We start from the raw sequence: 23,005 nt of genomic DNA, 5'->3' as shown, positions 1-23,005 counted from the left end.
GATCACGTCATCCTCCTCAGAAGCGCGCGTTGAATTCGAACTGCAGTGTGTCGATGGCCAGCGGCGGCCCAAAAACTTCCTTGGTCGAGATCCAGCGTCCGGTCACCCATGCGTTCTTGTCCAGCGCATAGGAGCCGCCCAGGTAGTAGCCACGCGCATTGGTGCCGCCGCCGTGGAACGTGGAGTCGTTGTAGCCGTCGGGCATGGCATCGGGTTCGATGCGCTTGTAGCCGGCCAGCACGTTCCAGTCCCCGCGCGCAGCAGGCGTGGGCTTGCCGAAGGTGGCCTGGAACATGTACGCGTTGCCGCCGCTCTTGAAGTCCGCACGCGTGGTGCCGCCCGAGCCGCCGAAGTTGTTCACGATGCCGCCGTTGGAGCGGTTCCACATACCGTCCTCGTCATAGGCGAGGTTGCGGATGTAGTTACCGTCAAAACGCAGGCCATAGCCCGCCACCTTGGTGTCCCAGCGCAGGTTCATGTCGAGCAACTGGAACTTCGACGCCAGGCCCACGTATTGCGGCTGCGGGGTGTTGGCCGGGTCCAGCGGGTTCAGCGCGATATTGCGCAACAGCATCAGCGTGTTGCCCTTCTGCATGAAGGCCGGACGCGTCCAGTCCGTGCTGCAACCGTCGGCGCCCGCATACAGTGCGCAAGGCTGCGACACGCGGCCGGTGACGTTGTGGAAGTCGTAGTACGCCAGCGCGCCGCGCAGGCGGTTTTCTTCGTTGACCTTCCACGCCGCGCCCACCTGCGCGCCGAGCAGCCACTTCGACTCGCTCGACATCTTGTCCTGGCTGTTCGACGGTGCGTTGTCCTTCGAGTATTCCAGCGGAATAAAGCCCAGCGAGCCGAACATCGTGATGTCCTTGTTCGGCAGCATCTTCTCGAACTGCGCGGCGATACCGTCGAAGTTCAGGTCGTGCGAGAACAGCGTGTCCGTAGAGACGAACGGATTGTCAAAGCGGCCACCCGTCAGCTTCATCCATTCGAACGGCTGGTAGGACAGCCATGCCTGGTCGAGCCACACGTCCTTCTTGGCGAGCCCGCCCCCCAGCGTCTGGTTGGTCGATACCGGACTGTTGTCGTTGCCGGTTGCCAGGCGCACGCCGGCCTTCACACTGTCCGATACATCGGCCAGCACGCCGATCCGCGCGCGGGCGCGCCACTGGTTCGGGCGATTCTGGCGCGTGTTCAGCAGCGGCGGCAGGTTCAGGTTGGTGTTGGGGTTCACGTCGTAGCCGCTACCCGAGTTGATGGCCGCCCAGTCGATCTGGATATCGCTGTTGCTGCCCGAGTAGAAGCGCGATTCGTTACGCAGACGGACATCGCCTTCCACACGAATGCGCTTGGTCCACTCCGGCGTCTCGTTCGGGGCGGCCCAGCCTTCGGCCTTGGCTTGCGCCATGACTTCGCCCTTGACCTCGTCGCGGATCTGATCACGCACGGTTTCAGGGATATAGGGCACGCGGACTTCACTGGCCACGGCACCTGCGGTGGCACCCGTGGCCGCTGCGGCAACTACCGGCGCTGGCGCTGCGCGCTGGGCTTGCTGTGCGGCCATCGCTTCGGTCTGGGCCTGGGCCAGCAGCGCCTCGCCCGTACTCTTTTCCAGCGCGCCGCTCTGGATCAGGCCACGGATCAGCTTGATCATCGCGCTCTCTGGCGGCACGGCATTCTGTGCGTGGCCGACGCCGGCTGTGGTCAGCAGCACCGTGGCAACGGCTGCGGCCAGCGCATTGGCGCGCAGCGTGTAGCGCGGGGACTGGACGCATGGATTCTTCGATGGGTTCATCGCGGGGTTCATCACGGGGTTCATGACACTGCTCGGCATGTCTGTTGGATATGGTTGGCGACGCATTCAGGGGCGTCGACCCTTGATGGACAGGCGCATCGGGAACCGCAGCGATGCAGGCGGACGTTCGTCGGCACGGAAGTCACGCACCATGGCCAGCACGGCCTCGTCCGTGGTCACGTTGCCGGAGCCACCCACAAGCTGCACGCGCGTGACGCGCCCCTCGGGGTCGAGCCAGATTTCGATGCGGATATCGTCGAAGGCCAACTGACGCGTGCGGGCATCACGCACGAACGCCTGCTGCAATGCGTTCGACACGTAGTTGGAATAGGAGCGCCCGCCCAGTCCCCCGCCGCTACCGGTCATGCCACCGCCACCACCGGCCTGGATGCCGAAGGCATCGTTGCCAGCCTGCGCGGCGCCGTCGATCGTGACCGCCTGCCCCAGGTCCTGCGAGGGTGCGGGCGGGGCATCGTCGGGCGGTGCGTTGGTGGGCTCGGCCGGCTTGGGTTCCACCACTTCGGGCTTCACCGGCTCGGGTTCGGGCAGCTTCTCCGGCTCGGGCGGGGGCGGCGGAGGCGGCGGCAACACCAGCATCGGCGTGGACGGTACTTCGCGCCGCGTGGACGCCGTATCGCTCAGCAGATACCAGAGCAGCAGCGCCAGCGCGGCGACAACCAGCCCGCCAGCGGCAAACCCGCCCCAGCGGCGCCAGAACAGCGTGGCGCGCGGCAGGGACGCCAGGGGATCGCGACGATTCACGCTGCGCTCCTCAGGCCGGCTTGCCGGTCACCAGACCGATCTGGTTCAGGTCGATGCGCCGCAGAAGATCCAGCACCTCCACCACCTTGGCGTACTGCACCGACGCATCGCCGCGCACGATCACCGGAAAGTCCGGCGTCAGCGCCTTTTCCGTGCGGAGCCGTTCTTCCAGTTCGGGCAGCGTCACCGGATACGCATCCAGGAACACCTGTCCCGCGTTATCGACCGTGATGGCCTTGGTCTTGGGCTTCTCCAGCGCCACCGAGGCGCTGGCCTTCGGCAGATCCACCTTGATGCCCGGAATGCTGGCGTTGCTGGTCAGGATGAAGATCACCAGCACCACCAGCAGCACGTCCACGAACGGCGTGATGTTGATGCCCCCCGTGCGCTTGCGTACGCCAAACCTGCTTGCGTTTGCCATGGTCCTTAACTCCGCTCAGGCGCGCTGCAGCACGGGCGTGCGGCGGCCTTCGCCCTGCTCTTCCGCCAGGCGCGTGGCGAACTCGTCCACGAACACGGCCATGTCGGCGGCAATGGCGTCTGCCCGCGAGGCCAGCCAGTTGTAGCCAAACAGCGCGGGAATCGCCACGCCCAGGCCCGCAGCGGTACACAGCAGCGCCGCAGCCATACCCGGCGCCACGGAGTTGATGTCCACGGCACCGGCCATCGCAGCCACCACGAACACCAGCATGATGCCGATCACGGTGCCGAACAGACCCACATACGGCGCGCCTTCGATCGTGGTGGACAGCCAGTTCATGCGGCGGCCCAGACGTTCGTTCTCGCGCACCATCACGCCGTCCATCGAGGCACGGATCGCGCTGATCGTGGCGTCGCCCACGGCGTTGAGGTCGTAGCCGAGTTGATGGCGGCGATGCAGTTCATCGACGGCCACTTCATACAGGCGCCACAGCGAGGAGTGCTCCTTGACCTCGCCGGTCACGCGGCCCGTCTTGGCGAGGTGATCGAGCGATACACCCGATGCCTCGCGGAACTGGCCCATGAATGCCACGTTGGCGCGCGAGTTGGCGCCGTAGCTGCGACCCTTGCCGATCATGATCGTCCACGACACACCCATCATCAGGCCCAGCAGGCCGATCACCACCCATGCATCCAGCGGCATGGCGGCCAGGATGAAGCCGAAATGGCTCTTGCCAGCTTGTTGCTCGTCCGGACCGAACACGGCCAGGCGCGAATCGGCGCCTTGCGACACCGCATCGGCCAACAGCAGCGCGGCGGGACGTGCCACCTTCGACAGGCGCACTTCATCGATCGTGCCGGGGAAGGTATGCGCGCCTTCGCTGTCCGCGCCGATAAAGGCCGGCGTGTTCAGCGCCGGCAGCGCGGCTTGCAGTTGTGCCGCCTGGCGGCCGCCTACGAACAGCGTGACCGTCTTGCCATCGGCATTCACCGCCAGATGCGACCACTGGCCCGCCTGGATCGGCTGGCCGGGGTTGCTGCGCTGGCCGTTGACCTGCACATACGGCACGCCCTGGTCCACGCCGATCAGCAGTTCCCCCGCGCCATCGCGGCGCGCATAGACCAGTTGGCCGGCGCCGAGCTGCTCGGGACGGACCCATGCGGAAAACGCGAACGTGCCACCGGCCGCCACCGTCAGCGACGGCGATGCGGGCAGTGCCAGTGCGGCCTTGCCGAGCTGCGCGCCCTTCCCGATCACAGTGCCGTCCACGCTGACCACGGGGGTCTGGCTGTTGTTGCCATACGCGGTGGTATCGCGCGCCGGCACATTGCCTTCGGCGAAGTGGTAGACCAGCGTGAAGTCCGGATCGAACACGCGCTGGCCGTTGCCGGAGGCAGGCGCCTTCGCGTTGCCGTAGTACATCCACACCTGCTGCTTGCCGTTGGCCGACACCGCCGGCACATCGACCCACACCAGCGCGATGCCGAGCAGCGGATCGAACTGTTCGATCTGGTGGTTCAACACGGTCTTGTCGTCACCGGCCACGAAGCGCAGGTCTGCGCCGGTCTCGCTGACGCCCTCGAAACTGAAGTTGCCCGTATGCAGGCGCAGCAGCACCGGCGTGCGGCCGGCGTCGCCGCCGATGTTGCCGCCTTGCGGGCCGGCGTCGATGGTCACCGGCTTGCGGTAGGCCCAGTCGGGCTGCCACCAGGCGTGCGCGAGGCTGGGCACGAGCGTGCTGGCCAGTGCCAGCAGCAGGAATAGGGAACGTCGCATGACTATGGTTCTCCGTTGGCTTTCTTCGGAATGCTGTGTTGGGTGCGTGCCGGGATTGATGTGTGGATCAGTAACTGGCCGTCACGCTGAAATTGAGTCGGGGGTCGCCACGATCGGTACGCGGGCCGTCCTTGAGCGGAAAGCCCAGGTCCAGCCGGCCGTTCACGTAGCGCGCCAGCCTGAAGCTGGTGCCGATGCCGACGGAGGCCAGCGAGAAGCGGCTCTCCTGCTCCGGCAGCGGATCGCGCAGGCGCAACTGACCCGCATCGGCGAATGCATAGACGCGCCAGTCGGACACCGTGCCGCCGAAGAAGTCCAGCGGCGGCGTGCGCATTTCCACGGAGCCCACCACGCCGTAGTCGCCCGTGGTCTCGGCAGCCAGGTAGCCGCGCACCGAGTTCATGCCGCCCGCCGCGATCTGCTCGCTCGATACCAGCGGCGAATCGGTGATCTGGCCCGCCAGTCGCCATGCCAACTGCGCATTGCCCGCGAAATTCCACGTGCCGTTGGTATCGCCCTTGAGCAGCAGGAAGCTCGGCGACGCTTTGTAGCGCTTGTAGTCGAACTCCTTCCAGTCGCTGCCGTAGCCCAGGAAGCTGCGCGTGCCGGCCACCAGCGCCATGTTCAAGCCGTACTGGCCGCGCGTGGTCTGCGTGAAGCCCGTATAGGACAGCGTGATCGGTGCGTACTTGAGCGGCACGGTGTCGCCGGAGGTGCCGAGGCGCGTGGTTTCCTTGTTGTCCTTGAAATCGACGCCCAGGCTCAGCGCGTGATACCAGTCGCCGGTGTTCGGCACGGTGTATGTACCGCGCAGGCCGACCGAATGGCCCTTGCCCAGCACGCTGGTGCCGCCTACCGTCGCCACGTTGCTGTCAGAGAGATAGCCGGAGAGTTCGACGCCCCAGTTCGTGCCGCGGATTGGGGCGATATAGGAGCCCGAGAACACCTGCGTCTGGTTCAGGTCCTGCGGCGCGCCGAAGAAGCTCAGCGACGCGCTGTGGCCCAGTTGCCAGAGGTTGTCGTGGCCAATCGATGCCAGCGCGCGCAACTCCTTGGTATCGGGGCTGTAGTCGTTGTTCAGGCCGATACTGCCGCGCCACGGGCTGCTGTCCTCGACCTTGAGATCGACGTCCATCGTGCCCGGCAATGTGCCCTGCCGCACCAGCGGCATGACCTGCCGCTTGCCCGTCTTGTTCAGTTCGGTGAGTTCCGCTTGCGCCTGCGTGAAATCGGGCACCTGCCCTTCGGCCAACGCCGGCACCTGTTCGCGCACCTCGCGCGGCGACTGGTACTCGGCGCCCACCACACGCACGCGGCCCACACGGGTTTCACTGACCTGGAGGTAGACCACGCCGCTCGTGACCTGCTGCTCGGGCAGTTCCACATAGACCGACTGGAAGCCCTTGGCCTGATAGGCGGCCAGCAGCGCGTCACGCGCGGATTCGATGTCCTTGAGCGTGCGCGATGGTCCCAGGTACGGCGTCACGGCACGCTCGATCGTGCGCACGTCCAGCACCGTGTTGCCACGCACCACGTATTCGCTGATATCGACCGCGCGCTCCGGTTGCGGCGCGGCCTGCGTGGCCTGCGCGGCGGCAGGCTGCGCGCCATCCGCTGGCGCGGACTGCGCAGATTGCGCCAATGCCCCACCCGTCCCCAGTCCAATCATCGCCACGCACACTGCCCTCCACCGTGGCGACGGGCCTTTCTTCTTGCTGACTCGCATGAGTTGCTGACCTTCTTCTTTTTTCGATTGCCAGCCCCGCGTGCCAGTGTCCTGACCGAGGACGGCATCGTTTGGGGCATCACGCCGCGAGACATGATCACCAGCGCTCATGTCAGCGTTACGCACAGATGCCTAGACGGCCAAACCTGGCAGGGCATGTCGTTTGTCACAAATATTTCATCGACGACACATTCCGCACGGACGAGACTTCCAGGGCGATGACGATCAGGAGCAGGCGATGCAGACGTGGAAAACCTTGGCGGTAGTGGCCGCGCTTGGCGTATCGGCCTCGGCATGGGGCGCGAACGAAGGGACTACGCAAGGGAGTTGCGCGGAGGTGGAGGTCAACGGCGAGCGCGCGCCAGCGTATGACTGCCTGACGCAGCGGCTGGCGCCAGCCTCGTCGCCACGCGCGGGGAAACCCGGTGTGCTGGGATCGGAGGCCATCGCCAATCAGCCGTCGAACCAGTTGGGGCTCTACAACCGCGCGGCCACGTCCACGCGGATGGGCAATACCTTTGGCACCTCCGTTCTGCCCCAACGGCCGCCCCCATCGAATGGCGTCGCGCCAATCATTCCTCCACAGGCGCCCCGCTGATCGAATGAACGCGAAATAGTTTCATATCGCCTTCATTGATCTGACACACACCCTGCCCGACAATCGCGAACATCACATGCCGCGTCGGTGCATTCCTGCGCCCTGTCAGCTGCGATGACGGGCCGTTCCGGCTTTTCATGCGGTGATTTCAGGCCCGTGTTCCCTTCCACACAACACGATGAGATCCCGGATGAGCCAATCCAACAGGATGTATCGAAGTTTCGTTCGCGCAGTGTGCTGGGTGGCGCTCTGCGCCGCGCCCACGCTGGCGCAGGCCGGCACGTACTGGAACGGCGTGAGCCGTGCCCTGCCCGTCTCCCCGCTAGGCAACACCGTGGCGCTGTCCTGCCACAACTGCTATGGCAGTTCCACGGCTGCCACCAACACGCAGGTGTCGATGGCCTTGTCGCGCGGCTATGACCTGATCGAATTCGACCTGACGCTGCATGCCGATGGCCAGGTCTACGTGGAGCATGGCGACAGCGAAAGCGCAGTAGGTACGTTTGCCAATGCGCTGGCCAACACGAACCTGCAGCAGAGCGACCGCCTGCTGTTCCTCGAAATCAAGGAGAAGTACACCACTGCCGCCGCCAGCGACACACTGATGCTTGGCGTGCTACGCGCCGTGCGCGACTGGGGCTACGCCTCGGCCGGACGCCCCGTGGTGCTGCGCGGCTTCATGGATGGCCGCCACCAGCATCTGGTGCGCGCCAAGGCTCTGCTCGCGCAGTCCGAGTTCGCCAGCATCCGTGACCATGTCCGCTTCCACACGCTGATCGAGAGCGATATCCGCAACAACATCCGCGCGACGAAGAGCCTGGGCTTCCACGGCGTGGAACTGGAATATCGGATGGCCAGCCTGTTCGGCGCGCTGATGCAGGCGAAGCTGCTCGGGCTGGGCGTGGGTGTCTACACCACGCCGGCCAGCATGGGCGAAGCCTATCTGTCGGCGCTGCGCGAGGACGTGGACTTCATCACCTCGGACTACGATCGCGGCACCACGGCGCTGGCTACGTCGGCCCGCGCCGTGATCACCGAATCGACGTCGCTGGTGCATATGAACACGGCACAGCAGACGGCCTGGCCCCTGACCTACCGCCGCACCAATGCCACGACGTATCCGGTGGCACAGGGCAGCACCGCGCCGACGCTGGAAGTGCTGGCGGTGACGTCCGACGAAGACCGCGTGGGCGGCAGCATGGTGTTCACGGGCACACAGTCGGTGACCACGTGGCAGGCCGATAACGCCAGCAACGGCGGCTTCCTCGTCAGCGCGGTCGTCAATTTCGACGACCTGACCTCGGGTGCCACGGCGGCCATCGTGGCCAAGAGCGATGCGGGCGGCTTCGCGCTGGAGCAGGCCGGCACCTCGCTGCGCTTCGGCGTCTACGTGAACGGCGCCTACCAGTACGCCACCGCTTCGCTCGCGGGCTTGAACGGCACGGACTCGTACTTCATCATCGGCGCCTACGACGGCAACGGTGCGGTACGGTTGTGGGTCAACAATGTGGAGGGCGTGCCGTCGGTATCGGTCTCGGGCGGCGTGGGCCTGAACACCAGCCCCATCGTGATCGGTGCGGACCCGCAGGGGGCTACCGACCGCCGCTACTTCTTCAAGGGCAAGATCCAGCAGGTGATGGTGCAGCGCTGGCGCGACCACTGAATCGGCAGATAGAACGAAAACGGCGGGGAGACCCGCCGTTTTTTTACTTCACCCCGGCCTGCATGAACGACTGCATGAACTGGCGCTGGAACAGCAGGAAGGCCAGCACCAGCGGCCCTACGCACAGCAGCGTGCCTGCCGACAGCACACCCCAGTCCACGCCGGTCTCGGGCGCCGCAAACAGCGCCATGCCCACCGTCACGGGCCGGCTGGCCTCGGTCTGCGTGGCCACCAGCGGCCACAGGAAGTTGTTCCAGTGATAGCTGACCGAGACCAGCGCATAGGCCAGGTAAGTCGGACGCGCCAGCGGCACATACACCTTCCACAGGATGCCAAGGCGGCCCAGGCCCTCGATGCGCGCAGCATCCTCCAGCTCCTGCGGCACGGTCATGAACGTCTGGCGCAGCAAAAAGATACCGAAGGCGCTGGCGATATACGGCAACGCCACGCCCAGCCATCGATCCACCTGTCCCAGTTGCGCGATGGTCAGGTAGTTCTCGGCAATCAGCACCTCGGGCATCACCATCAGTTGCAGCAGCACCAGCCCGAAGACGATGCTGCGACCCGGGAATGTCATCCGCGCCAGCGCGAACCCTGCCAATGTGCAGACCACCAGTTGCAGCGCCAGCAGCAGCGTGACGATGGCAACCGTGTTGATCAGGTACCGCGCGAACGGCGCCACGCTCCACGCCTGCGGAAAATTGTCGAGTCCCCACCGGGTGTCGAAGCTCAGCCGCATTGCCTCGCCGCCCGGGTGAAAGGCGCCCCAGACCAGCAGCAACAGCGGCGAGATCCACAGCAGGCCGGCCACGGCGGCGGCAACCGGCACAAGCGCGGAGCGCAGCGATATCGAGGAAGCGGTCATCGGTAGTGAATGCGGTTGCGCGTCAGCCAGAACTGGAATCCCGAGCACAGGGCCAGCACCAGCAGCAGCACGATGGTCAGTGCGCCTGCATAGCTCGCGTCCTGGAACCGGAACGCAATCTCGTAGAGGTAGTACAGCAGCAGCGTGCTGGCGTTATTGGGACCGCCGCGCGTGAGCACGAACAGGTGATCGATCAGCTTGAACGCATTGATCAGCGCGTTGATCACCACGAACAGCGTGGTGGGCGCCAGCAGCGGCAAGATCACGTGGCGCAGCCGGAACCATGGCGAAGGCGCCTCCAGCCGCGCGGCATCAAGTTGCTCCGACGAGATCGATTGCAGCGCCGCCAGATAGAAAATCATGAAGAAGCCCGCTTCCTTCCAGATGGTGACCACCATCAGCGCGGGCAGCGCAGTATCCGTATCGCCGAGCCAGTTGCGGCCCGCGATGCCGAGCCATGCCAGCAGCCGGTTCAGCAGGCCGATATCGGGCGCGTAGAAGAACAACCACACATTGGCCGCCGCCACCATCGGCAACATGGTCGGCGTGAAGAACGCCAGCCGCAGCAGTCCGCGACCGGCGTAGCGCTGATTGACCCACAGCGCCATGGCCAGCGCCAGCACCACCGACACCGGCACGGTGATCAGCGCATACCAAAGGTTGTTGCGCACGGCCTGACGGAAAACGGGATCGTCCATCAGCGCCTGGAACTGCTCCATCCCGGAGAACGCTGGCGGAATGCCGGGCGCCTGCGTGTGAATGCTGTGCCAGAAGCTGCCGGCGATGGGCCAGTACGTGAACGCCGCCAGCAGCACGAGCGCCGGCAACAGCAGCAGCCATGCCTGTGCGGCTTGTCGTGCGACGGGTTTTCTAGATGTCATGGCGGATATGCCTGCGGCGTCCCTATCGGTATCGATCCCGGACGCCGCAGGCTTCACGTGTTTAACGCTGATACGGCTTCAGGATGCGCTCGGCCTGCGCCTGTGCGCCGCTCAATGCAGCCTTCGGTTCCTGCTGGCCCGTGATGGCCGATTGCAGCGCGTCTTCCAGCAGCTTGCGCACGCGCCCAGCCTGGTGGGTCGACAACTCGGCCGTCGCCACCGACAACTGGTCACGTGCGACCAGCGTCTGGGGCACCTTGGCCGCGTAGTCCTTCAGCGTGGCGGTCTGGTAGCTGGCCGGGCTCACGCCCATATAGCCCGTTGCCACGCTCCACTGCGCCGAGCGATCCGGTGCGGTCAGGAACTTGATCAGACGGAACGCGGCGCGCTGCTCGGCATCGGAACCGCTCTTGAACAGATAGAAATTGCCGCCGCCCGTGGGCGAGCCCGGCTCGGTGTTGGCAGGCAGCGGGGCCACGCCGACATCGAACTTGGCATCCTTCAGCACGGCCGTCAGGTTACCTGTGGAGTGCCACATCATCGCGGTCTTGCCCTCGACGAAGTTCTGGCGCAGCGTGCCCCACTCGATCAGGCCCTTCGGGCTCACGCCGTCCTTCGACAGCGACGTCCAGTATTCCAGCGCCTGCACGGCCTTGGGCGTATCGAACGTGGTACGCGTACCAGCCGGGTTCATCAGCGTCTGGCCGTTCTGCTTGGCCAGCGCGCCGAACATCCAGTAGGCGTAGCCCGTGGACGGGATCATCACGCCCCAGCGGCTGGTGTTGCCGCCATCGCGCTTCACCAGCTTGGCAGCGGCTTCGCGCATTTCCGTCCAGTTGCGCGGCGGCTTGTCCGCATCGAGCCCGGCCTGGCGGAACGCGTCCTTGTTATAGAACATGACGATGGTCGAGCGCTGGAACGGAATGCCCCAGGTCTTGCCATCGGCGCGGCCATTGTCCATCAGGCCCGGGTAGAAGCTCTTGAGCCACTCCTTGTCTTCGGCCGTGGTCGCGAAATCGTCGAACGGACGGATCACGCCAAGGTCCTTGAGTTCGTGCAGGTCGATCGAGAACAGCACCGACGTCTGCACCGGCGTGCCGGCCTTGAGCGCGGCCAGCGCCTTGGTGCGCGCGTCGTCGTAGTTGCCCGCGTAGATCGCGTTGACCTTGACGTCCGGATTGGCTTGCTCGAACTCGCCGACCAGCTTGTCCACTACTTGCGTGAGCGGACCGCCGACGGAAACGGGGTAGTACATCGTGACCTGCGTCGGCGCGGCGACGGCCGACATCGACATCATCGACGCCAGGCAGGTAAGCGTGCCCAGCGCGGTGGCCAGGCGGGTCTTGAACGACATGAAGGCTCCTTGAGGGGTAGGTTCAGGGCAAAGCGGAAAGACGGGCGACGGCTGCTTCGGTGGCAACTGCAGCGGCAAAACGATGCTCGCGGGTGGCATCCCACTTCAACATCAGGCCGGCGCCGGGGGACAACGCCACCCGGCCCGGATGGCGCACGAGCACGGGCTGGTCGTAGAGGCGCACCTCCACCAGCGTGTCGGCGCCGTGATATTCGGTGCGCACCACCGTGCCGGCATGCGATCCACCCAGTTCGATATGTTCGGGACGCACGCCCAGCCATTCGTCCGTACCAGGCATGCGGATCAGGTTCATCGGCGGCTGGCCGATAAAGCGCGCCACCACCGGCGTGGCAGGCGTGTCGTAAAGCTGCGCCGGCGTACCGGTCTGCGCAATTTCGCCCTGGTGCATCAGCACGATACGGTCGGCCATGCTCATCGCCTCCACCTGATCGTGCGTGACGTAGATCACCGTCAAACCCAGTTGCTGCTGGAGCTTGCGCAATTCCGCGCGCATCTCGGCACGCAGTTGCGCGTCGAGATTCGACAATGGCTCGTCCATCAGGCACAGCGGATGCTGCGAGACGATGGCGCGCGCCAGCGCCACGCGCTGCTTCTGTCCACCCGACAGCGCGCCGGGCTTGCGCGCCAGCAGCGCGCCCAGGCCCAGCAGCTCGGCCGCATGCGTGAGTCGGCGCCCTTGCTCGTCACGCGGCACCTTGCGCGCGCGCAGCCCGAACAGGATATTGTCTGCCACGCTCAAATGCGGGAACAGTGCATACGACTGGAACACCATGCTCAAGCCGCGTTGCGCGGCTTCCACCGCAGTGATATCGCGACCATCCAGATGAATGCGGCCGGCGTCTGGCTGATCCAGTCCGGCAATCAGGCGCAGCAGCGTGGTCTTGCCGCAGCCGGACGCGCCGAGCAGCGCGATGAATTCGCCGCGCTCGATGTCGAGGTCGATGCCGCGCAGTACCACGTTATCGCCGAAGCGCTGCGCAATCCGTTCGAGTCGCAGATAGGCCATGGAGGGTGTCTTTCGGGGGCGATGGAGGCGGTGGAAACGACAGGTTCAGCAGGCATGCAGCGTCACGCCTGCGGCTTCGCATAACGCGGACAGCGCGGGTTGGGCATCCGTGGCATCGGTATCGGTGAACAGGTGGTCGATCTGCTCGAACGCCGCGACGCGGCATGGCGCGTGGCGCCCGAACTTGCTGCTGTCAGCCAGCAGCATCCGCTCGTGGCTGTGCGAGAGCAGCGCATGGCTCAGTTCGGCTTCCTCGGGCTGGAACTCGTACAGCGTGCCGTGCTCGTCAATGCCGGCCGCCCCGCATATCGCCACATGGGCACGGAACTTCCGCATGAAATCCACCGTGGCACTGCCCATCACGTCGAAATCGCCCGCGCGCAGGCGTCCGCCGGCCACCCAGGTTTCGACAGCGGGCTTGTCCGCCAGCGCCAGTACCGCGCCGAGGTTGGTGGTCACCACACGCAGCGGTCGGTCAGCCGGCAGTGCCCGCGCGAACTCTGCCACGGTGGTGCCATATCCGAGGAATATCGTGGCATCTGGTTCGATCATCTCCACGGCGGCCTGCGCGATCCGGCGCTTGCGCTCCACCTGCGCGGTGCTGCGCTGCAGATAGCTGATGTTGTTCTGGCTCGCAGGCAACGTCAGCCCGCCGTGCATGCGGCGCGCCAGCCCTTGCACGCTCAGCTCGTTGATGTCGCGGCGAATGGTCTGGCTGCTAACCCCAAAGCGGCTGGCCAGCTGCTCGGTACTGAGGTAGCCGGTATCGTTCAACCATCCAAAAATTTCACGCTGGCGGGCAGTCAGGCTCATTCGATCACTCTATATGTTCGAATGAAAATGTAAACGCGCAATGTGTCACATCCGTGACATCGTTTACCCCCACGCGGGTGGGTATCCACATGCCGCGCCGCAGCAAACCAGCGTGCGCGCTGTTCTCGCAATCAGGCAGCTTCTCCTAAGTCGGCTCACGAAAACATTCACTTCGAGGTCCCGGCGGGATCGTGGAAGATCAGGTTTTCATGCCGATATGGGAGCGCACCAATATGCCCGCTGGCGGCCGCCCCTTTCCCTTTCTTCGCGTTGCGCGTGGCTGCCTGATTACGATGGGGCTGGCGCTGCCCGTTACCGCTTCGGCATGGACCGCGGGCGGCAGCGGCGGTGCGGCGGCAGCCACGGCATCGCCCGATACCCACTCCGGGCCGTATCGCGGCATCGTCGGGCCGGTCGGTTCCCCGGAGCCTGCACCGGAGGCGCCAAAGACCTGGGACCGCGCATTGCCCTTCTTCGCGCAGCGCGTGATCGACAAAGGCTACAACCTGCCCAATCCGTACGACATCGGGTACTCCTACTACGATGGCTACCAGCGCTATCAATTGAGCGGCCTGCAGGTATCCGCGGGCGGCAACCCGCTGCGCGGCGCGGATTTCGTGCAGTTCCAGCAATCACGCATTCATAACAGTTCGAACCAGGTGCAGATGGGTGCATGGCTGTTTCCGTTCATGAATGTGTACGGCATCGTTGGCAACGTGCAGGGCAGCGGCAACATCGACATCAGCTTTTCTTCGCTCACCGATCTCGAGCGGTTCTTCGGGGTCAACATAGGCTGCGGGGGGCGGCGTCCCCGCGACGCCTGCAGCAAGCCGATCAAGCTGCCCACCCAGCATGCCAGCTACAGCGGCCATACCTACGGCGGCGGCTTCACACTGGTGGGCACCTACCGCGACCTGTTCTTCGCGTTGCCGGTGACCTACACCGTGGCGGATATCTCGATGTCGGACACGCCGGTCAAGTCGATCAACATCGGACCGCGCGTGGGATGGAATCTCCGGCTGGGCCACGGACTGGGGCTGCTCACGCCCTTCATCGGCGCCACCTACTTCCGCACCCGCGCCACCATCACCGGACACTTTGACGTACCGATCCCCGATACCGACGGCCAGACCGAGCGGTTGAACTATCAGATCGCGGAACGGGTGACGGGTTACTGGAGCGGTTCCGTAGGCGCCAACTGGACCATCAACCGCAGCGTCGGCGTCTTGTTGGAAATCGGCTACGGGTACAACCGTAACAACATCATCGCCACCGGCTTCTTCCGGTTCTGACGATCATGCGCGCCACCTTCCCTCCCTTGCTCGCCGCCTTGCTGACCATGCCCGTGGCGGCACAGGAAGCCACGCCCGACACCCCGCCCAAGACCGCCTGGATCGACAAGATCCTGAACAAGCTTGGCGCCTCGAAGGAGGTGGACCTGAGCCATGGCGTGGACTGGGGCATCCTGCCCGGGCCGTTCTACAACCCGGAGATGGGGCTGGGACTCGGCGCGGCAGCCATCGGCCTGTACAAGCCGAAGAACGCCGAGAAGGACACGCAGCTCTCCACGCTCACGCTACACGGCTTTGTGACGACGACCGGCGCATTCGGTATCGGCGCGGACAACAACACGTTCTTCGGCGACGACAGCTATCGCTTCGTGTTCTCGGGCGGCCTGTTCAACATGCCGACCTCCTACTGGGGCATTGGCTACGACAACGCCATCAACGACGCCAACAAGGAGGGCTACACGCACCGGGGGGTCTCGCTGCAACCGCGCATGATGATGCGGATCATGCCGAATACCTACATCGGCGGCGGCTACGACTTCGAGTACGACGACGCGGCCAACATCGAACGTGGCAGCGCCAGCGCGTTCGCCGCCGATCCCCACGGCACGCATGTCATCAGCAGCGGCCTCACCGCGCATTTCTCTTACGACACGCGCGATTTCATCCCCAACCCGTACAAGGGCCAGGCGCTTTTGATCAACGGTACGGTGTATCGCCGCGGCCTGGGCAGCGATTTCGATTTCGAAACGCTGGAGATCACCTACGACAAGTACTTCGCCATGCGCGAGCGCGACGTGCTGGCCTTCGACATCTACGGCAAGTTCAACTGGGGCGACGTGCCATGGAGCATGATGTCCAAGCTCGGCGACAACCGGCGCATGCGCGGCTACTTCATGGGCCAATACCGCGACAAGGCGTTGCTGACCGCACAGGTGGAATATCGCTGGCACATCGCGGGCCGGCAGGGCATGGTGTTCTGGCTGGCCACCGGCGCCATCGCCGGCAACCCCGGTGCGTTGCGCGATGCGCACTGGCTGCCCAATGGCGGCGTGGGCTACCGCTTCGAGTTCAAGCCGCGCGTCAACGTGCGCTTTGACGTAGGCGTGGGCAAGAACACCAAGGGTGTGTATTTCCAGATCAACGAGGCGTTTTGAGCGAAACGTTTCGCGAATTTCTTATCACTTCAGCAATCTATTGACGAGTGCACCAACACGGTCGCATTTCCATGACCGAGGTGTAACCGGCCTGCCATGGGCACTCCATGTCGCGTCATTAGACTCAGCGAGCCCCCCGAAAAATCGTTCAGCTCCTGAGAACTACCAATGAAGAAATCTCTCGCCACGCTCGCCACAGGCGCAGCACTGATCGCGATCAGTGCGACGGCCAATGCGAGCCAGACCCCCATCGTGGTGGATGCATCGTTCGAAAAACAAGGACAAGTGCATCGTCCTCGTGATCCCTACACCGATGGTGGCCGCATTCAACAGCGTGATGTCTACACAGACGGTGCACGCACCGCCAATGGCACTCCCCACTGAATCCACGTCGCCATGAAGACAAAACCAGGCCGCCTCCGAGCGGCCTGAAGTCTTTTTATGGGCCGTGAATTTACTTTTCACCACCTTGATTCCACTGAGAACCAAGTGCGTTTTATTTAAGGAAGCGCAATGAAACTCCGTTACGGCTTTGCCGCGGCAACTCTCAGCATGCTGTCTGCCGCCACCTTCGCCCAATCCCATGTCACGCTTTACGGCATTCTCGATGTGGGTATCGAATATCTCAACAATGTGCCAACTGCCACAGGCGGCGCCAATCAGGTGCGCATGAGTTCGGGCAATATGTCCACGTCGCGCTGGGGCCTGCGCGGTCAAGAGGATCTCGGCGGCGGACTGAAGGCCATCTTTCAGCTCGAAAGCGGATTTGCGCCGGACAACGGCAGTCTGCTCACGAACCGGTTGTTCGACCGTGCGGCGTATGTCGGTCTCCAGAGCCGGTACGGCACTGTGGCGCTTGGCCGGCAGAACACGCCGATCCACGACACGGGTCATATCCTGGACCCGATGCGATACGCGCCCCGCTACTCGCTGTGGACAAACGACGATATCCTCGCCGGCCGCGCCGATAACGCGATCCGGTACGACGGCAAGTTCGGCGGCCTGACGATGAGCGCGATGTACAGCCTGGGCCGCACCGGCACTGGCGAGATCCCGGGCAACTTCAAGGTGGACCGCAACTACGGCGCCTCGGTGATGTACGAAAACGGCCCGCTGGGGATTGGCGCCGCGTATGACGAATTCCAGGGCACCAGCGTGGCCACGGCGGACCGCAAGGATCGTCGTGCCCTGATCGGCGCCAGTTATGCATTCGGCGCAGCCCGCGCCTTTGTGGGCTACCGCTGGTTCAAGGGCGATGTCGGCACGCTTCCGGGTAGCGGTTCGAACCTCTACTGGGCGGGTATGCGTTACGCGGTGAACCCCTCCGTCTCCCTGATGGGCGCCGCGTACTACACCGACACCCGCAATTCGAGTGCCGACCCGATCATGCTCGTCGCCTCGGCGGACTATGCGTTCTCCAAGCGTACCGACGTCTATTTCAATATCGGCTACGCCATCAACCGCGACGGCTCCCAACTGGGCATGAACGGATTCAATGGGCCGGCGGGTAGCCCGGCCAATGTCGTGGCCGGTGACGACCAGATCGGCATGGTGATGGGTGTCCGTCACCGCTTCTGATCGCCGGAAGATCGTCTGAGTTATCGGTACTTTCCTTACCGGTATGCTTTGTCGATGAAAAACGCCGCGGACCTCACGGACCGCGGCGCTTTTCTTTTCTACAGACCGAACGGCTTACTTCGCGGTCTTGATGCTCGTAGCGTCGGCGGTCAGGTAACCCACCGAGGCGCCCAGGCCGTTCTTGTAGTTGGCGAACACCAGCGGCTCCACTTGCGCCTTCACGGCAGCCTTGATGCCATCGCCGGCGTGCTGGAAGTTGCTCATGATGTACGTCCAGCCGTTGATTTCGTCGACGGCGTGCAGGCCCGTCGATTCACCACCGGCCGGCACCGACATCAGGCGCGACAATTTCTTCGTATCGACGTTGTACGCCCACAGGAAGTTGTTGGTGTGGTTGCTGCTGTCCTCGCCGATGAACAGCGTGCGCAGCTTCTCGGAGAACTTGAGGTTGTCCGGGTTGCCGATGGTCGTCGGATCGGCGGTGTTGCCCAGTGCATCGGCGGCGATGTCCTTGCCGACGATCAGCGCCTGGGTGTGGATCGGTACCCATTCGCTAACGATGGCCGCGCCCGACGTATCCTTCTGGCCGCCGCCCAGCTTGTGCTGCATCACGCCGCCGGCGTTGATGGCTGCCGGCACGCTGATATTGCTCTGCGCGTTCCAGCCCTTGGCGTTGTTCAGCACCATCGAGTCGACGATGTTCTGCAGCGCGGAGTAGGCGATCTTGTCCTTGATGTTGACGGTGGTGCCTTCCATCTTGGTGAAGCCCATGCTGCCACCAGCCACGAAGGCATAGCGGTGCGTTTCCAGGAACGCTGCCACCAGTTCCTTGCCCGGCTTGATCTTGATCCACTGGAACTTGCCGCTGTACGCGATCTTCGTGTACGTCGTGTCCGGCGTGGCATTCAGGGCCGGATCCGTGGCGCTGATGTCCATGATGTCGGCAAACGTGTGCGACTTGGCCCAGCCTTCCACTTGCGCGCTCGTGGCATGGCCCAGCTTGATCCAGGTCAGGTCGGCGCCAGCATCGGCCGGGTTCACGGAGAAGCCGGTGCCCACCTTGGCCACGTACAGCGTACCGGCGGACAGATCCTTTTCCTTGTCAGCCACGAACATGAACAGACCGCTGTTGGTGGCGTCGTCGCCCATCAGCACGGTGCGGTTGTCCGGCATCACCTGCACGAGTTCGTGCGAGATACGGCCCATGCAGTAGTGCTTCTTGATCGAGCCCGTGCCGTCGGCATTGACCGTGACTTCCGGCAGGTGACCGTACAGGTACGGGTTGAACGGGATCGTGCTCGTGCCGTACAGGTTCTTGGCGAAGGCCAGGTTCTGCACCGTGTTCGGATTCGAGGCATCCGGCTCGTACTCTTCGCTCGACAGGTGGGTGTTCCACGGCGACAGGCTGGCGCCGCACGTGATCCACAGGCCGTTGGCCGACGACGTGTCGACGTTGTGGTACTTCACCAGCGACAGCTTGCCGGTGGCCGGGTCCTGGTCCAGCGTCAGGATGGCGATCGGCGACGGCAGCTTGCCGTACATGTCCGTCACCTTGGCCTGGTCCCACGTGGTGTATTCGAACTGCACCACGGCAAAGACCGTGTTGCCCTTCACGCCGTCTACCTTGGCGCCGTCGATCTTCAGCAGCGACGTGCCGTCCGGCGAGTCCGAGAAGAACTGGGCAGCCGTGCCCGTGGACGAATCCATGATCGGCTGGTTGTTGATGTCGAAGTAGCCGCCGGCCAGGATCGTGCCGCCCTTGCCGTCCGACACCTTGTCGCCGGTCATGAAGAACGGCTGGTACGCCAGCTTGAAGTTCTGGCTCGTACCATCGCTGAAGTTCACCTTCAGGCTCGAACCCACGGTAGTGGTGGCCATTTCGGCCGCATTGGCCAGCGAAGGTGCCGGCATGCCGGTGAACTCGGCGGTCGTGAACGTGGCCGTGGAAGCCGGCGGGTTCGTCGTCACGGGAGGGGTAGCGGGGGCGTCGTCGCCGCCGCCACAACCTGCCAGCAGCGAGGTGGAGGCCAGGCCCAGCGGCAGCATCGGTGCGCCGGCCAGGAACTTCAGTGCCTTGCGGCGCGATGCGTCAAGTTTTTCGGACATTTTTTGGATTTCCCCGTCGATCTAGTGTTTTCATCAGACCGCCCTGCACATGCGTACATGGCAACCCGGTCAGCTCTTGTGGAGGCAACCGCACAGCGGTCAAGCCGGGTGGCATCGTATGAACCGAATGTGACAACACGTTGAACCCGCAACAATTCGCGAGCAGCCGGGAGCGTCACTTCTTGCCGGGTCACACAGCGGACGAAAAAAAACGCCGCGAGCCATGTATGGTCGCGGCGTCGTGAAAATGCCGGTCCGGGCGACACCCACTTCTGTCACCCGTGTATTGGCGATCTGCAGCCCACCTGCAGGTCTGACCGGCTTGTCCGAGCAGCGGTTGAGTACCGCCACGGGCAGCCATCCTAAGCGCTCCAGATGTCAGTCTCGTGACGAATTGTCATGACAATCGACCATCCGAAGTGCCGAAACCGGTCCTTCAATATGCCTGCGGACGACCTGCCCGTGGACCAGTTTTTTCTCCGGTCACCACACCGTGTGTGGCGAAAATCAAACGTTACAAACCTGTCATTCGGCAGTTTTGCGCATCAAGCGGCCGATTTCGTGCGTTTTCGGAATATGTCATCTTTAGCCTATTGAAGTGATCAATCGGGCCGGATATGGTTCAGCGCATAATATTTTCCACGGCAATATATGCAATCAAAAACATATATTGTTCGCCCCGATCGGAAAAAACGATGCACGACACCATTCCGGGACGCCTCGCGTCTCCAGCCGCCCTCACGCCCCGCCTCGACGGAGCTCGCCGACGCACGCCCCCGTGCGCCCTGCGTGCGTCCATGACCATCCATTTCCGCTTACCGGTTTTGTAGCAGCTTCGTAGCAACCGTCGCTGCATCCGGGGCAAAACGTCTCTGATATCCCGGAACAGCGACACCTCTGGGGGTAATACATCCAAGGTGTACGGGGTCAACCGACGGGCCAGCCAGACCCGCGGGCGTCGCCAGGCCAGCATGGATGTATTACCCAGGATCCACGTCTGGAGAACTTTCAATGAGCAGTGTGACTAATGGTGGCGGCGCTAAAGCGCCGTTCTTTTCAAAGGAGGCGACCTACGCCCAGCCGGGGTTTTCCCGCTGGATGGTCCCGCCCGCTGCACTGGCGGTGCACCTCTGTATCGGCCAGGCCTACGCGTTTTCGGTGTTCAACGCGCCGCTGTCGAAAGTCATCGGCATTACCGAATCGGTGGCCGACGACTGGAAACTGACCACGCTCGGCTGGATTTTCTCGCTGGCCATTTTCTTCCTCGGCATTTCCGCCGCTTTCGCCGGTAAATGGCTGGAGCGCGTGGGTCCGCGCCGCACGATGTTCACGGCTGCCTGCTGTTTCGGCGGCGGCTTCCTGATCTCGGCCCTCGGCGTCTACACGCACCAGATCGCCCTGCTCTATCTCGGCTATGGCGTGCTCGGCGGCATCGGCCTGGGCCTGGGCTATGTGTCGCCCGTCTCCACGCTGATCCGCTGGTTCCCGGACCGCCGCGGCATGGCCACCGGCATGGCGATCATGGGCTTTGGCGGCGGCGCGATGATCGCCGCCCCGCTGTCCGTGGTGCTGATGAACCATTTCAAGAGCGCAACGTCGGTAGGCGTGGCCCAGACCTTTCTGGTGATGGGCGTAGGCTACTTCATCTCGATGAGCATCGGCTCGCTGGCCATCCGCGTGCCACCGCCCGGCTGGAAGCCGGAAGGCTGGACCCCGCCCGTGGTCGAGAACAAGATGATCACGCGCAACCACGTGCATATCGATGAAGCCCTGAAGACGCCGCAGTTCTATCTGCTGTGGTTCGTACTGTTCCTGAACGTGACCGCCGGTATCGGCGTGCTCGGCCAGGCATCGCTGATGATCCAGGAAAGCTTCAAGGGCAGCGTCACCGCCGCCGCCGCAGCCGGCTTCGTCGGCCTGCTGTCGCTGTTCAACATGGGCGGCCGCTTCTTCTGGGCTTCCTCGTCGGACTGGATCGGCCGCAAGAACACGTACTTCATTTTCTTCGCGCTGGGTGCCGTGCTGTACTGGCTGGTGCCGCAACTGGGCGCCGCCGGCAATATCGCGCTGTTCGTGCTGGCCTACTGCGTGATCATGTCGATGTACGGCGGTGGCTTCTCCACCATCCCGGCCTACCTGGCCGACATGTTCGGCACGGCATTCGTGGGCGGTATCCACGGCCGCCTGCTGACCGCCTGGGCCGCTGCAGGTATCGCCGGCCCCGTGCTGGTCAACTACATCCGCGAGTACCAGGTAGCCCACGGCGTGACCGGCGCCGCCGCTTACACCATGACACTGCACATCATGGCCGCCCTGCTGGTGATCGGCTTCATCTGCAACCTGATGGTGTCGCGTGTCAATAACAAGCACCACATGAGCGACGCAGACGTGGCCAAGCTCGGTGCCGGCACCGGCGCCGCCCACTGATCCCGAGGAGTCGAACATGGAAAACCAGAACCTCAACGCCGCCCCCACCAACAAGGCCCTGCTGGCCGCCTTCTGGCTCTACGTACTGGTGCCGCTGGTCTGGGGCGTGTCGAACACGATTACCCAGGCGCTGAAGCTGTTCCAGTGAAGGGTGTGTTGGTGATGTGATAAGGGGCTGCCGTTGGCAGCCCCTTTTTTGTGTCTGTTATCGCCCTTGGTTAAGCAGATCCCTCCTGCGGACTTCCTGCAGACTCGATCTCCGGCGGAAACTTCGGCTCCACGCACAGCAGCATCGCAAGCCAATGCAGGGTGGCGCGCATCAGATCGAGCGGGGCAAGACACGGCAGCAATACCCACCACAGAGGACCACCGCGCAGAATCCGCTCCGGGTAGAGGTAGAAGACCTCCAGCAACGACATATGCGGCCACGCGCCTTTCCATGGCCGCAGGAACGGTTGGGGCACACTCTCGGCCCCTTCTTCCATATAGCGCCGGATGTACTCCCACCATGCCCGGCCCCGCGCAGCATTGCCTGCCGCTCGACCCACGAAGATCAGGCCGCGCATTTGCGCCGCCTCCATGTCCACCCAACACAGGATCAGGCGACCGTGACCCAAATTGGCCTCTTTCTCGCTAACAGGTTCGGGAGAAAATGCCGCAGGATTGTCGAGCGTGGCCCGGGCATCGTCCCAGTCGTGCACAACAATCCCGCCCGCGCTCGGCCGGTTGTGCACATAGACCTTGCGTGTCACGCGATTGAACCGAATCAA

The 23,005-nt window shown here is 63.9% G+C and carries 20 protein-coding genes; 8 read left to right on the top strand and 12 right to left on the bottom strand.

What is annotated here, in order from left to right; genetic code table 11:
* Window positions 1-16: 16 nt before the first annotated feature.
* The 5 genes from ABDB81_RS18285 to ABDB81_RS18265 all read right to left on the bottom strand — a co-directional run bounded on the left by ABDB81_RS18285 (window position 17) and on the right by ABDB81_RS18265 (window position 6,420).
* The gene (locus ABDB81_RS18285; RefSeq protein ID WP_346812703.1) at window positions 17-1,816 is read right to left on the bottom strand and encodes a putative porin; all 1,800 of its coding nucleotides are present in this window, start codon (window positions 1,814-1,816) and stop codon (window positions 17-19) included.
* 42 nt (window positions 1,817-1,858) lie between these two features.
* Window positions 1,859-2,554 carry an energy transducer TonB gene (locus ABDB81_RS18280; RefSeq protein WP_346812700.1) on the bottom strand — a complete coding sequence of 232 codons (696 nt, stop codon included), beginning with the start codon at window positions 2,552-2,554 and terminating at the stop codon, window positions 1,859-1,861.
* Window positions 2,555-2,564: 10 nt separating this feature from the next.
* On the bottom strand, window positions 2,565-2,975 hold the full coding sequence (locus tag ABDB81_RS18275) for a biopolymer transporter ExbD (RefSeq protein ID WP_137926765.1): 411 nt from the start codon (window positions 2,973-2,975) through the stop codon (window positions 2,565-2,567).
* Window positions 2,976-2,990: 15 nt separating this feature from the next.
* A complete protein-coding gene (locus tag ABDB81_RS18270) occupies window positions 2,991-4,751 on the bottom strand; it encodes a DUF2341 domain-containing protein (protein ID WP_346812698.1) in 1,761 nt (586 codons plus the stop codon).
* 67 nt (window positions 4,752-4,818) lie between these two features.
* Window positions 4,819-6,420, bottom strand: a complete 1,602-nt coding sequence (locus ABDB81_RS18265) for a ShlB/FhaC/HecB family hemolysin secretion/activation protein (protein WP_346812781.1) — start codon at window positions 6,418-6,420, stop codon at window positions 4,819-4,821.
* A gap of 295 nt (window positions 6,421-6,715) precedes the next feature.
* Here ABDB81_RS18265 and ABDB81_RS18260 point away from each other — a divergent pair, with 295 nt between their 5' ends.
* Together ABDB81_RS18260 and ABDB81_RS18255 are read left to right on the top strand one after the other, a co-directional pair.
* Window positions 6,716-7,075, top strand: a complete 360-nt coding sequence (locus ABDB81_RS18260) for a hypothetical protein (protein WP_137926767.1) — start codon at window positions 6,716-6,718, stop codon at window positions 7,073-7,075.
* Between the two features lie 190 nt (window positions 7,076-7,265).
* Window positions 7,266-8,738 (top strand): LamG-like jellyroll fold domain-containing protein, encoded by a 1,473-nt coding sequence (locus ABDB81_RS18255; RefSeq protein ID WP_346812694.1) that lies wholly within the window; start codon window positions 7,266-7,268, stop codon window positions 8,736-8,738.
* 43 nt (window positions 8,739-8,781) lie between these two features.
* Here the strand turns inward: ABDB81_RS18255 and ABDB81_RS18250 are convergent, their stop codons facing one another.
* From ABDB81_RS18250 to ABDB81_RS18230, 5 genes are all read right to left on the bottom strand, one after another.
* A complete protein-coding gene (locus ABDB81_RS18250) occupies window positions 8,782-9,603 on the bottom strand; it encodes a carbohydrate ABC transporter permease (RefSeq protein WP_137926769.1) in 822 nt (273 codons plus the stop codon).
* Complete coding sequence (locus ABDB81_RS18245; protein WP_346812690.1) at window positions 9,600-10,484, bottom strand: sugar ABC transporter permease; 885 nt, start codon at window positions 10,482-10,484, stop codon at window positions 9,600-9,602. Before ABDB81_RS18245 ends, ABDB81_RS18250 begins: the two co-directional genes overlap by 4 nt.
* A gap of 61 nt (window positions 10,485-10,545) precedes the next feature.
* Window positions 10,546-11,838: an ABC transporter substrate-binding protein gene (locus ABDB81_RS18240; protein ID WP_137926771.1), complete on the bottom strand. Its 1,293-nt coding sequence runs from the start codon at window positions 11,836-11,838 to the stop codon at window positions 10,546-10,548.
* Window positions 11,839-11,860: 22 nt separating this feature from the next.
* Window positions 11,861-12,865: an ABC transporter ATP-binding protein gene (locus ABDB81_RS18235; RefSeq protein ID WP_137926772.1), complete on the bottom strand. Its 1,005-nt coding sequence runs from the start codon at window positions 12,863-12,865 to the stop codon at window positions 11,861-11,863.
* Window positions 12,866-12,910: 45 nt separating this feature from the next.
* Window positions 12,911-13,678 (bottom strand): DeoR/GlpR family DNA-binding transcription regulator, encoded by a 768-nt coding sequence (locus tag ABDB81_RS18230; protein WP_160474040.1) that lies wholly within the window; start codon window positions 13,676-13,678, stop codon window positions 12,911-12,913.
* Window positions 13,679-13,869: 191 nt separating this feature from the next.
* Between ABDB81_RS18230 and ABDB81_RS18225 the strand changes: the two genes are divergently transcribed.
* From ABDB81_RS18225 to ABDB81_RS18210, 4 genes are all read left to right on the top strand, one after another.
* Window positions 13,870-14,970, top strand: a complete 1,101-nt coding sequence (locus ABDB81_RS18225; protein ID WP_346812685.1) for a hypothetical protein — start codon at window positions 13,870-13,872, stop codon at window positions 14,968-14,970.
* Between the two features lie 5 nt (window positions 14,971-14,975).
* Window positions 14,976-16,124, top strand: coding sequence for a BamA/TamA family outer membrane protein (locus tag ABDB81_RS18220; RefSeq protein ID WP_160474041.1), 1,149 nt, complete (start codon window positions 14,976-14,978; stop codon window positions 16,122-16,124).
* A gap of 168 nt (window positions 16,125-16,292) precedes the next feature.
* On the top strand, window positions 16,293-16,508 hold the full coding sequence (locus ABDB81_RS18215) for a hypothetical protein (RefSeq protein WP_137926775.1): 216 nt from the start codon (window positions 16,293-16,295) through the stop codon (window positions 16,506-16,508).
* Window positions 16,509-16,637: 129 nt separating this feature from the next.
* Complete coding sequence (locus ABDB81_RS18210) at window positions 16,638-17,702, top strand: porin (RefSeq protein WP_346812681.1); 1,065 nt, start codon at window positions 16,638-16,640, stop codon at window positions 17,700-17,702.
* Window positions 17,703-17,816: 114 nt separating this feature from the next.
* Here the strand turns inward: ABDB81_RS18210 and ABDB81_RS18205 are convergent, their stop codons facing one another.
* Window positions 17,817-19,808 carry an alkaline phosphatase PhoX gene (locus ABDB81_RS18205; RefSeq protein ID WP_137926777.1) on the bottom strand — a complete coding sequence of 664 codons (1,992 nt, stop codon included), beginning with the start codon at window positions 19,806-19,808 and terminating at the stop codon, window positions 17,817-17,819.
* Window positions 19,809-20,819: 1,011 nt separating this feature from the next.
* Here ABDB81_RS18205 and ABDB81_RS18200 point away from each other — a divergent pair.
* Window positions 20,820-22,235, top strand: a complete 1,416-nt coding sequence (locus ABDB81_RS18200) for an OFA family MFS transporter (protein ID WP_137926778.1) — start codon at window positions 20,820-20,822, stop codon at window positions 22,233-22,235.
* Window positions 22,236-22,251: 16 nt separating this feature from the next.
* A complete protein-coding gene (locus tag ABDB81_RS18195) occupies window positions 22,252-22,383 on the top strand; it encodes an oxalate:formate antiporter (protein WP_137926779.1) in 132 nt (43 codons plus the stop codon).
* Between the two features lie 70 nt (window positions 22,384-22,453).
* Here the strand turns inward: ABDB81_RS18195 and ABDB81_RS18190 are convergent, their stop codons facing one another.
* Window positions 22,454-23,005: a DUF6708 domain-containing protein gene (locus ABDB81_RS18190; protein WP_346812675.1), complete on the bottom strand. Its 552-nt coding sequence runs from the start codon at window positions 23,003-23,005 to the stop codon at window positions 22,454-22,456.

Source organism: Cupriavidus sp. DL-D2 (assembly GCF_039710735.1).
Lineage (GTDB): Bacteria > Pseudomonadota > Gammaproteobacteria > Burkholderiales > Burkholderiaceae > Cupriavidus.
The sequence above is the reverse complement of the archived record's forward strand: the minus strand, read 5'-3'. Positions and strand labels throughout refer to the sequence as shown.

Excerpts from the sequence above, each read along its gene's own strand:
- ABDB81_RS18235 (WP_137926772.1), bottom strand. The coding sequence starts at position 12,865 with ATGGCCTATCTGCGACTCGAACGGATTGCGCAGCGCTTCGGCGATAAC.
- ABDB81_RS18205 (WP_137926777.1), bottom strand. The coding sequence starts at position 19,808 with ATGTCCGAAAAACTTGACGCATCGCGCCGCAAGGCACTGAAGTTCCTG.
- ABDB81_RS18200 (WP_137926778.1), top strand. The coding sequence starts at position 20,820 with ATGAGCAGTGTGACTAATGGTGGCGGCGCTAAAGCGCCGTTCTTTTCA.
- ABDB81_RS18245 (WP_346812690.1), bottom strand. The coding sequence starts at position 10,484 with ATGACATCTAGAAAACCCGTCGCACGACAAGCCGCACAGGCATGGCTG.
- ABDB81_RS18240 (WP_137926771.1), bottom strand. The coding sequence starts at position 11,838 with ATGTCGTTCAAGACCCGCCTGGCCACCGCGCTGGGCACGCTTACCTGC.
- ABDB81_RS18250 (WP_137926769.1), bottom strand. The coding sequence starts at position 9,603 with ATGACCGCTTCCTCGATATCGCTGCGCTCCGCGCTTGTGCCGGTTGCC.
- ABDB81_RS18255 (WP_346812694.1), top strand. The coding sequence starts at position 7,266 with ATGAGCCAATCCAACAGGATGTATCGAAGTTTCGTTCGCGCAGTGTGC.
- ABDB81_RS18265 (WP_346812781.1), bottom strand. The coding sequence starts at position 6,420 with ATGATTGGACTGGGGACGGGTGGGGCATTGGCGCAATCTGCGCAGTCC.
- ABDB81_RS18210 (WP_346812681.1), top strand. The coding sequence starts at position 16,638 with ATGAAACTCCGTTACGGCTTTGCCGCGGCAACTCTCAGCATGCTGTCT.
- ABDB81_RS18215 (WP_137926775.1), top strand. The coding sequence starts at position 16,293 with ATGAAGAAATCTCTCGCCACGCTCGCCACAGGCGCAGCACTGATCGCG.
- ABDB81_RS18220 (WP_160474041.1), top strand. The coding sequence starts at position 14,976 with ATGCGCGCCACCTTCCCTCCCTTGCTCGCCGCCTTGCTGACCATGCCC.
- ABDB81_RS18270 (WP_346812698.1), bottom strand. The coding sequence starts at position 4,751 with ATGCGACGTTCCCTATTCCTGCTGCTGGCACTGGCCAGCACGCTCGTG.
- ABDB81_RS18275 (WP_137926765.1), bottom strand. The coding sequence starts at position 2,975 with ATGGCAAACGCAAGCAGGTTTGGCGTACGCAAGCGCACGGGGGGCATC.
- ABDB81_RS18195 (WP_137926779.1), top strand. The coding sequence starts at position 22,252 with ATGGAAAACCAGAACCTCAACGCCGCCCCCACCAACAAGGCCCTGCTG.
- ABDB81_RS18230 (WP_160474040.1), bottom strand. The coding sequence starts at position 13,678 with ATGAGCCTGACTGCCCGCCAGCGTGAAATTTTTGGATGGTTGAACGAT.
- ABDB81_RS18260 (WP_137926767.1), top strand. The coding sequence starts at position 6,716 with ATGCAGACGTGGAAAACCTTGGCGGTAGTGGCCGCGCTTGGCGTATCG.
- ABDB81_RS18285 (WP_346812703.1), bottom strand. The coding sequence starts at position 1,816 with ATGAACCCCGTGATGAACCCCGCGATGAACCCATCGAAGAATCCATGC.